Raw genomic sequence first — 8936 nt, forward strand, 5'->3', positions numbered from 1 at the left:
GGAATGTCGGAGCGACACAATTTTTGGAAGATGTGGATGGATTTCGGCGATATTACCGTTGCCTTCATCGTATGGTTTGCCGGCGTTCTGGTCTCGGAAGGTGCACCCGGATGGGTCGCAATTTCTCTTGCAAGCGGCTTCATCGTCGCGCTTCTGTCGCTTGATGGCGTCACGAGACGCCAGACCAGCGCCCTTGCACTCCTGAAAGAAAGCTTGGCAAAGGCTGGCAGTAGCAACGAATTCGCAACGCAGGTTCCCGAGATCGACGCAACGCTCAGCCAAGCGAGAAAACGCGGCGCAGAATATGAAGCGATCGCCACCGCCTGGAGCGAGTATCGCGAAACCCACATCATCGACGACATGGATGGCGCTCCGGTGATCCGGAACGCTGTTCGGCCGTCGGTCTTCTTCAACGTTGAGGACCTAGGCTTCGGGCCCGGCTGGCTCCGAATCCTTCCGAACATGTTCGTGACAGTCGGCCTCTTTCTCACATTTCTCGGCCTCATCGCAGCGCTCACGCAGTTCCAGGAAAGGATCGGTCCGTCCGGTACGCTGGCCCCTGAGGAGATGGCGGGATTTCTGGGCATTGCGTCGGCGAAATTCATTATGTCGCTGACCGGGCTTGCGGGTTCTATTCTCTTCACCCTGGCGCTGCGCCGCAGCGTGAGCCGTGTCGAGATTGCATTGCGCCAGGCAAACGAGGCCATCGAAGACCGCCTGTCCTTCCTCAGCCAGGAAGACATTGCGCTGCGCATGCTGAAGGAGCAGAGCCAGACCCGCACCATGCTGCAGGGGCTCGCCACCGACATCGCTACGCAGATCAACCAGTCGCTGTCGGGGAGTATTGGCGGGGCGATCCGCGATGGACTAGCGCCCTTGATCGAGCGGGTGCAGGCGCAGTCGAGCGAGGGCGTCGGCGCCTTGGTGGAAACGCTGTCGGATCGCCTCTCGGGCGATGTCGGCCGCGCCTTGTCGGAGGCGAGCGGGCGGCTTGATCTTGCTGCCGAGCGGCTCATGGAGGTTGTTGACCGCCTGGCGCAAAGCGGTGCCGCCACCGGCAGCGAGCTGAAAACTGCCGGCGAGGCCCTTGCGACGGCGCTGGGCGGGTTGGAGGAGCAAATCGCCGCTGCCGGCACGCGGGCGGAGGCCGCCGTTGCAGCAGAAGCAGAGGCAACACTATCTGGTGCGCGTGATCGGCTACTCTCGCCCTTCGACGCGCTTGCTACCCACATCCGGGCCGCAGCCGATGCGACGCAGGCCGCAAGCGAGGGTCTGCGCGAGGTCGCAAAGGGAGCGCAGACCGGGGGGGCCGCGGCGCGCGCGGCTGCCGAGGGCTTCGGGCAGGCGGCGCGCGACTTCACGGCTGCAGCCCGACCCGTGGCCGAAGCCGCGGGCCGGATCGAAGACTCGAACAAGGCGGTCGAAGCAGCGGCAGGCCGTCTGGCCCAGACCGCTGCCGAAAGCGCGAAAGCCGCGCAGGCCGCGCTTTCCGCGGCACAGACCACCCTTGCAGCCAAGACTCAGGCCGTCGAAGCTGTCCTCACCCGGTTGCGCGAAATCACAGATCGCCTGCAGGGTCAGGGCGAAGAAATGGACAAAATCGACCAGATGCTCGGCAAGGCCTTAGACCGCTATACCGCCGAAGTTCAAGCGGCGCTCGACCAGCTGCAGAAGCATGTGCAAAGTCTTCAGAAGGGCCTTGAGCCGGCACTCGACACCCTGCGCGAAGTCGTCGAACAGGCCGAGGCTTTCCGTCCGACGCCGCCCGGGGGCCGCCGCTGATGCGCGCCTATCGCCGCCATCGCGAGGCAGAGGAGGAGTCCGCTTATGTTTCGATGACGGATCTGACCGTCGGGTTCCTGTTCATCGTGATGCTGATGATGGCCTATTTCGCCACGCAGTTCAGCGCCACCGACAATGTGTCGCGCGAGCTGTACGAACAGATGACCGCCGACCGTGACAGGCTGGCGCAAGCGCTGGCAAGGACCGAGTTGGAACGCGACCGGCTAAAGGATTCACTGTCTCGCGCTGAGGTGAGGATGGCTGATCTGGTGCGCCTTCGTGCGCAAGCCGACGCTGCAAGGCAGGCGCTGGCCGAACGGCTCGCCGCAGCAGAGACCGAACTTGGTGCTCTAAGTTCAGCGATTGCGGCCAGCGAAGATGAACGGGCGCGTCTGCGCAGCGAAGTCGTGGCGACAGAAGCGCGCCTGCTGGAACTTCAGCGGCATCTCGATGAGGCGGTCTCCGGCGGTGCGACGCGACTCGCCGCAGTCGAAGCCGAGCTTCGCGCCCTGAGACAGGCACTCGCCCATGCAAATGAGCGGATCGCCGAGCTCGAGCGCCTGCTTGCGCAGCGTGACCCCCGGAACCAGCTGGAAGCGTACCTTTCTGCGGCCTACGATGAAAGGCGTCGCCTGCTGGAGGGGCTGCGAAGCGACCTTTCGCGTCTGCATCCGAGCATCCTGATCGAGGTCAGCCCCGAAGGCGACGCTCTGCGCTTTCAGGGCGAGGGTCTGTTTGCGACCAACGCATTCACTCTCAACCCGCAATCGTTGCAGATCGTTCAGGATCTGGCCCGTCTGCTCGACGATGGCATTGCCTGCATGACTCTTGCCGGCCCGGTGGCCCCGCGGCCCGAAACCTGCGCAACAAGCGCAATCGTCGAGGCGGTGCAGATCGAGGGCCACACGGACACGGTGGGAAGCGCGCAGCGCAACCTCGATCTGTCTACGCGACGGGCCAACGCGGCTTTCCTCGCGATGATCGCAGCTGCGCCTGCGCTCGAGCGGCGACTGAACCTGCGGGGACAACCCGTCCCCGGAGTCGCGGGCTATGGCGAGATGCGCCTTGCCGTACCGACAGCCGACAATGTCAACGAACCCGCCAACCGGCGGATCGACATCCGGATCCTGATGCAGACGCCGGCGAACGTTGCCGAGATCGAGACGATCCAGCGGCGTTTGCGGGAGGGGCGCTGATGCGCCTTTCCGAGCGCCTCGCCGAGCCCATGCGACCCGGCCGCCTCGAATTGACCTCGCCCGCCCTTCTGGAGGCTGCGGTTAAGCGCATCGGCGAGCGTTGGCCCGATCTGCCCCGCCTACCTGCCGAAGCCGACCGCGAGAAGGTCCTGCGCCACTTCGCGCTGCGCGTAAAGAACGGCGATTGGGAGGGCTGCACGCTGGCCGACGCCGCGCGCGCGCTGCGCATAGCCTGCCTGCCCGAGTTTCGCCAGCCGATCTATCAGAAGGCTTTGCGGTTGCTACTCGACGAAGTGGGACACCAGCGGAAACCGCTGCTCGTCTCGGCGGCGGCGACGGCCTATCTCGAGACCTGGGAGCCGAACAATCTCTACACGCGGGCGCTTGCCCAACGGTTGTCACGGATCGCGCCATCGGACTTTCCCGCTCGCTGGAGGCGTATCATCGCGGACTTTCCCAGCCTGTTCGACGCCACCGCCGCCCATCTGGCCGTGGCCGAGCGGATGGCACGGTCCGAGGATCCGTGGACCGAACTCCGTACCCTCGGCGTGCCCGATCCGCACGGGCCCGGCCTGTGGGCTGCGGCACAGGGCGAATGGCTGAAACGCATCGCGCCAACGCTCGCGACCGAGGCAGGCATAGACCGGCTTCTCCGCTGGCTTCGCCCCGATCCGGCGCGCCCGGCGCTGCCCGCGGCCCGTGCCGCCGCGGTGATCGAAGCCTTGGTCCGCGCCTGGGGCGAGCGCACCCCGCCCGAGGGGCTGGTCGACCGCATTACCGGCCGGCTTAGCGATCTTTACGGCGACCCTCGGCTCAGCCTGGGCGGCCCCTGGGGCGCAATAGATCGCGGGTTACTCGAAACCTATCGCCGCTGGCTCACGGGCGCGAACCTGCGGCTCTTTCTCGACGTGATCACTGAGGCGGAGCGGCGCCATACCCGCGCCGATGAAAGCCACATGTGGGCGCCGCGGCGAACATTCTGGCTCGGCCTCTACGAACAGGGCCGCATTCGCGAGGCCTGGCCCGCTTTCAGCCCCGAAGCCGCGTTGGTCGCCCGCAACATGCTCGGCCGGCGGAACCTGCGCCTCGATCATGGGCGCCAGACCGGGCGCAGCAACAATACCTCGATCCTGATCATGCGGATCGGCGACAAGGTGGTGGTCGAAGGCTCGCACAGCTACAAGGTGCACATCTTCTGCGCCGCAGCCGGATCGGCGCCGCCGCTCTATGGCCGGTTCTATGATTGCGAGGATATCCGCCTGACGCCCAAGCATGGCGAGTTCGCGCATAGGGGCGACTGGCAGACTCGTGTCCGTTGGGGGATAGACCGCCCATGCTAGGCTGGAGCGTTGATACGACAGGCATCGCGTGCGCTCCGCTGGCCGAGCACGGAGCGCGCATGTCTGGCCTGTTTCGCCCTACCGCGCCCCCGACCCTCGACAAGTTGGCCGCCCGCGACGACCGTCTGGCTGCCGCACTCGGCGATCTCGAGGCCTGCGCCGAGGAGCTCGGCGAGACCGTCGACATGCAACCCGAGGGCATCCGGCTCTCGCACCGACTGGTCGCTGCCCTGCCGGCCGGGACGGCCCAGGCACTGGGCCTGCCGCCGTTCGTGCACTTGACGCTCTCCGTCGATGCCGAGGGCGTGCCGGGGCGCGCCGGCTTTCGCCTGGTCACCGAATGGCGCGATCGCGGCCGGCGCGTCTTGCCGCACCGCAAAGGGGCGATCCTGACCACAGCCGAGGGGCCGCGCCGGCTGCCGCTGTGGATGCTCGAGGCGATCGAAGCGGCCGAGGGGCTCACCTCCGGCACCGGGTCAGAAGAGGCGCATTGGGCGGCGCTCGCCCGCTTTCGTGCCGCTCTCGATCCGGCGCTCGGGTCTGGTGATGCGGCGGCGGCGCGGCTTGCCATCACGGATTTCCTGCGCCGGCTCGAGGTGCGGCTTGCCGACAGTTTCGGGATCGAGCCGCGCAGCGAGGCGGAGTTCGATGTCCTTCCGTTCGACCGCCGCAAGCTCATGCGCGAGGACGAGGACGCCCTCATCGAAGAGGACGCGGCCGAGCTGGCCGGCGGAGATTTGGCTGCCTTTCAGGCCACGCTGCGGCACCGCGGGACGCTGCGCGCCTACCGCCTGGGGCCCGGGCGCTATCTGGCCATCGACCCGGGTGCACTGCCGGCGCTCGAGGTCATGTCCGAAATGGCCCGGGCGCCGGTCGAGGTCCGGCGTGTTTTTCTGAAGAACCCGCGTGCGGCGATCAGTCGGCGGGTCGAGGAACGGCTACGCGCGAACGGAGCGCTGGACGGGCTCTCCGACGAAGGGATTGTCGAGGCCATCGAAACCGCGGCACGACACATCTTCGTCGAGACGCGCGCCTATGCCGAGCGCGTGCTCGGCGTGACCCCTTTCGTGGCGCCATCCCTGCCGCCGGGCGCGCGCGCCACGACCACGTGGTTGCCCGAGGTGCCTGACGCGCTGGCTGAAGCTATAGCCGCATGGAGGGTCGAGACGCTGCGCAGTGCGATTGCCGCATTGCGCAGCGCACGCGATCTCGGGGATCAGACCGTCACCGTGGCCGGATTGGAACTGCCGGTAGACGACAGCCTCATACAGGCGCTGACGGCGCGCTTGCGCATGCTCGAGGACGGTCGGGACCGCGACGGTGCGGGCGCGGGCGGCAAGGGGCGGGGCGGCGAGCGGCTTGTTCTCGAAACCGCCGACAATCTCGAACGACTCCGCTGGAACCCGGTATGGGCCGCGCGCCCCTCCTTTGCGGCGCCCAAGCCTGTGGGGCTATCTACGACCCTGCGTCCACATCAGCGCTCTGCCTTCGACTGGCAGGTCGCCGCCTGGGCCGCAGGTGCACCCGGGATCCTGAACGCCGACGAACAGGGGTTAGGCAAGACCCTCGAAACGCTAGCCTTCCTCCGCTGGCTCGCGGAGCAGCCGGGAAGCGCAACCTCCCCCGCCGGGCCGGTGCTGATTGTCGCCCCGACGTCGCTTCTCGAGACCTGGGCGGGGGAAGCCGAACAACATCTCGATGCCCGCGGGCTCGGCAGCCTAGTCAGGCTTTACGGCACGGGGCTCGCGCGCTTGAAGACGGGGCGACAGGGCACCGAGATCGCGACCGGTGCGGAGCATCTGGATCTCGCCCCCCTGTTCGCGGCAGTCGATGCCGGACGCGGGCGCGACTGGTGGCTGCTGACCACCTACGACACGCTAGTGAACTATCAGCATTCCCTGGCGCGACTGCCACTCGCGGCCGTCGTCTTCGACGAAGCTCAGGCCATCAAGAACCCGGCCACGCTGCGCCATGTCGCCGCCCGCGCGTTGAAGGCCGATTTCCGCATCGCGCTGACTGGAACGCCGATCGAGAACACGACCTCGGAGCTCTGGGCGATCCTTGATGTCGTCGCGCCGGGGGTCCTAGGATCGCTACGGGACTACGTGGATCGCTTCGGGACGCCCGACCCGACAAACATGGCGCTGTTGCGCCGGTTGCTCTTCGAACCACAGGATGGCCGGCCCGCACTGGCGTTGCGCCGACTGAAGGACGAGGTCGCGGCCGACCTACCGGCCAAGACCCGCCGACTGCATCCCGTCCTCATGCCTCCCGTCCAGGCGGCGGCCTACGATGCTGTGCGCATCGAGCTTGCCGGCATTGCCGACCGCGGCCGCGCGCTCCGCGTCCTACATCGCCTGCGCACGGTGGCCCTGCATCCGGACCTCGACGGCGATCCGACCGGCGAAGCCTGGGCCGACGCGTCTGCCCGCCTCAGGGTCGCGTTCGCTGTTCTCGACAGAATTCGAGATCGTGGCGAAAGAGCCCTGATCTTTCTTGAGAGCCGCAATGCACAGCACCGGTTGGCGAGCCTTGTGCAACGGCGCTATGGCCTCGCGCGCATCGACGTTCTGAATGGCGATACACCGATCGACCGCAGGCGCGCGATGGTCACGCGCTTCCAGCGGCATCTCGCCACCGACGAAGGTTTCGATCTGATGATCCTTGGGCCCCGGGCAGCCGGGGTCGGGCTGACGCTGACCGCGGCCACCCACGTCATCCATCTATCGCGATGGTGGAACCCCGCCGTCGAAGAGCAATGTAATGATCGCATCCATCGCATCGGACAAACGCGGTCGGTCGAGGTTCACTTGCCGATTGCCGTTCATCCGAACTTCGGTGCGCAATCGTTCGATTGCCGTCTCCAAGCCCTGATGCTCCGGAAATCACAACTCTCGCGCGCTGTGCTTTGGCCAATGGGCGACACGGATGGAGAAAGCGCAACACTCCTGGACGAACTCACTCGAGACAGGGATGCGCCAGATCAGTCGGCCGAGAGAGCGATCGTCGAAACACTCGAGGAACTGGGAACCGGCATAGTTTGGAAAATCGACGGTGAAACCATTGTGCTGGGATGACAGATCCGTCCCGGTCGGCCAGGCGCGGATTTCTCATGGGTACGATAGACTTCGCGCCTTCTTGCTTCCACAGTGCTTCCACGGATAATGGAAACGCGAGCGCCGCCCCGGAGGGCGGCGTTCAAGCGTCTGGAAACGCGTAGGAATTTGGTCGCGGGGGCTCGATTTGGACTGACGAGAACCCATTTGAAGGTTGCGTAAGCGATACTTTCATTTCGCCCCCGAAAAGCCCTCCCGCATTTCGCGCCCATCACCACATTCAGGGTCCACAGCAAAGAGGACCCTCGAATGACCATACTCACGCCATCCCCGACCTCGCCTCGCGCAAAGCCACTCAAAAAATCAGCACCGCACAATGGCCATCCAAACTGGCGGCTCTGGAACGTCTCGATGTGGCTGGGCGCTGACCACGAACTCTATCGTCTCTGCGACGAAATCGTTCGTCAAAATACCAAGGACGATGCCGCGCTGATCATCCATCACCACATCGGCCATCGGACAACGCCAGATGGCGCGCGCTTCACCAAGTCCGCCATTCGGTATGCTCTTCGCCACTGGGGATGAGCGGCAAAGAGCCGAATGCCTGACGCTATTCCCCGACGACAAGCGCACCCCTGACGAATCCATAAAATCCTCTGTATTTCACAGAGCGATTTCGCTTTTGGATTTTGATTTCGGCCAATCTTCCATTTGAACAGCAAAAGGACTTTCACAATGACCGCAGCATTGAAACAAGGAAACTCACTCCATCTCCTTCGGCAGATTGTCAATCAGCATTGAATCGGGACCCTGTATAGGCGTCCAAAAGGGACCCCCCTGTTTGGTATGCTGAACGCAGTTGTCGCCGCAGCGCCGAGCCGGCGGCGAGGCGGTGGGGCGACAACTGCGTTGCGCGTCTGGCGGGTGGGGGTGGTCAGGCGCGGTTCTTGAAGCGCCAACTCTCGTTGCCGGTCTCGACGATGTCGCAGTGATGGGTGAGGCGATCGAGCAGGGCGGTGGTCATCTTGGCGTCGCCGAACACGGCCGGCCATTCGCCGAAGGCGAGGTTGGTGGTGACGATCACCGAGGTGCGCTCGTAGAGGCGGCTGATGAGGTGGAACAGCAGCTGGCCGCCGGACTGGGCGAAGGGGAGGTAGCCCAGCTCGTCGAGCACGACGAAGTCGAGGCGGGTGAGGTGGTCGGCGATGCGGCCCTGGCGGCCGGCGCGGGTCTCGGCCTCGAGCTTGTTGACGAGATCGACGACGTTGAAGAAGCGGCCGCGGGCACCGCGCCGGATGCAGGCACGCGCGATGGCGATGGCTGTGTGGCTCTTGCCGGTGCCGGTGCCGCCGATCAGCACGACGTTGCGCTGCTGCTCGAGGAAGCCTCCGGCGGCGAGGTCGCGCACCAGCGTCTCGTTGATCTCGGCCGCGTCTGTAGGAGGACGCGTCATTGAGTCCGTAAGGCGACACCCAGATTTACGAGGTGTCGCCTTGGCCTGATCGATTTCCTGGCAGGGGTTGTCGGGGGAGGACGATGGGTCGTCTCGAGATCGAGGGACG

General features: G+C 65.6%; 5 protein-coding genes and 1 pseudogene. 5 read left to right on the forward strand and 1 reads right to left on the reverse strand.

The genetic code is table 11. The annotated features are described in order from the left end of the window. The first annotated feature begins 3 nt into the window (after positions 1–3). From CCR87_RS17375 to CCR87_RS14355, 5 genes are all read left to right on the forward strand, one after another. Positions 4–1782, forward strand: coding sequence for a hypothetical protein (locus tag CCR87_RS17375; protein WP_242512036.1), 1779 nt, complete (start codon positions 4–6; stop codon positions 1780–1782). Further along, positions 1782–2978 (forward strand): OmpA family protein, encoded by a 1197-nt coding sequence (locus CCR87_RS14340; RefSeq protein WP_201158219.1) that lies wholly within the window; start codon positions 1782–1784, stop codon positions 2976–2978. Before CCR87_RS17375 ends, CCR87_RS14340 begins: the two co-directional genes overlap by 1 nt. After that, positions 2978–4318, forward strand: coding sequence for an EH signature domain-containing protein (locus CCR87_RS14345; RefSeq protein ID WP_201158220.1), 1341 nt, complete (start codon positions 2978–2980; stop codon positions 4316–4318). Before CCR87_RS14340 ends, CCR87_RS14345 begins: the two co-directional genes overlap by 1 nt. Before the next feature lie 59 nt (positions 4319–4377). Further along, positions 4378–7395 carry a DEAD/DEAH box helicase gene (locus tag CCR87_RS14350; protein WP_201158221.1) on the forward strand — a complete coding sequence of 1006 codons (3018 nt, stop codon included), beginning with the start codon at positions 4378–4380 and terminating at the stop codon, positions 7393–7395. A 288-nt stretch (positions 7396–7683) separates the two neighbouring features. Beyond that, on the forward strand, positions 7684–7959 hold the full coding sequence (locus CCR87_RS14355; RefSeq protein WP_201158222.1) for a DUF7249 family protein: 276 nt from the start codon (positions 7684–7686) through the stop codon (positions 7957–7959). A 349-nt stretch (positions 7960–8308) separates the two neighbouring features. Here the strand turns inward: CCR87_RS14355 and istB are convergent. Further along, positions 8309–8797, reverse strand: a pseudogene (gene istB / locus CCR87_RS14360) (IS21-like element helper ATPase IstB); the annotation flags it as partial. Between the last annotated feature and the right edge of the window lie 139 nt (positions 8798–8936).

This window comes from Rhodobaculum claviforme (assembly GCF_016653255.1).
In the GTDB taxonomy this organism is placed as follows: Bacteria; Pseudomonadota; Alphaproteobacteria; order Rhodobacterales; family Rhodobacteraceae; genus Rhodobaculum; species Rhodobaculum claviforme.

Coding starts and splice junctions, on each gene's coding strand:
- CCR87_RS14340 (WP_201158219.1), top strand. CDS start 1,782: ATGCGCGCCTATCGCCGCCATCGCGAGGCAGAGGAGGAGTCCGCTTAT.
- CCR87_RS14355 (WP_201158222.1), top strand. CDS start 7,684: ATGACCATACTCACGCCATCCCCGACCTCGCCTCGCGCAAAGCCACTC.
- CCR87_RS14350 (WP_201158221.1), top strand. CDS start 4,378: ATGTCTGGCCTGTTTCGCCCTACCGCGCCCCCGACCCTCGACAAGTTG.
- CCR87_RS14345 (WP_201158220.1), top strand. CDS start 2,978: ATGCGCCTTTCCGAGCGCCTCGCCGAGCCCATGCGACCCGGCCGCCTC.
- CCR87_RS17375 (WP_242512036.1), top strand. CDS start 4: ATGTCGGAGCGACACAATTTTTGGAAGATGTGGATGGATTTCGGCGAT.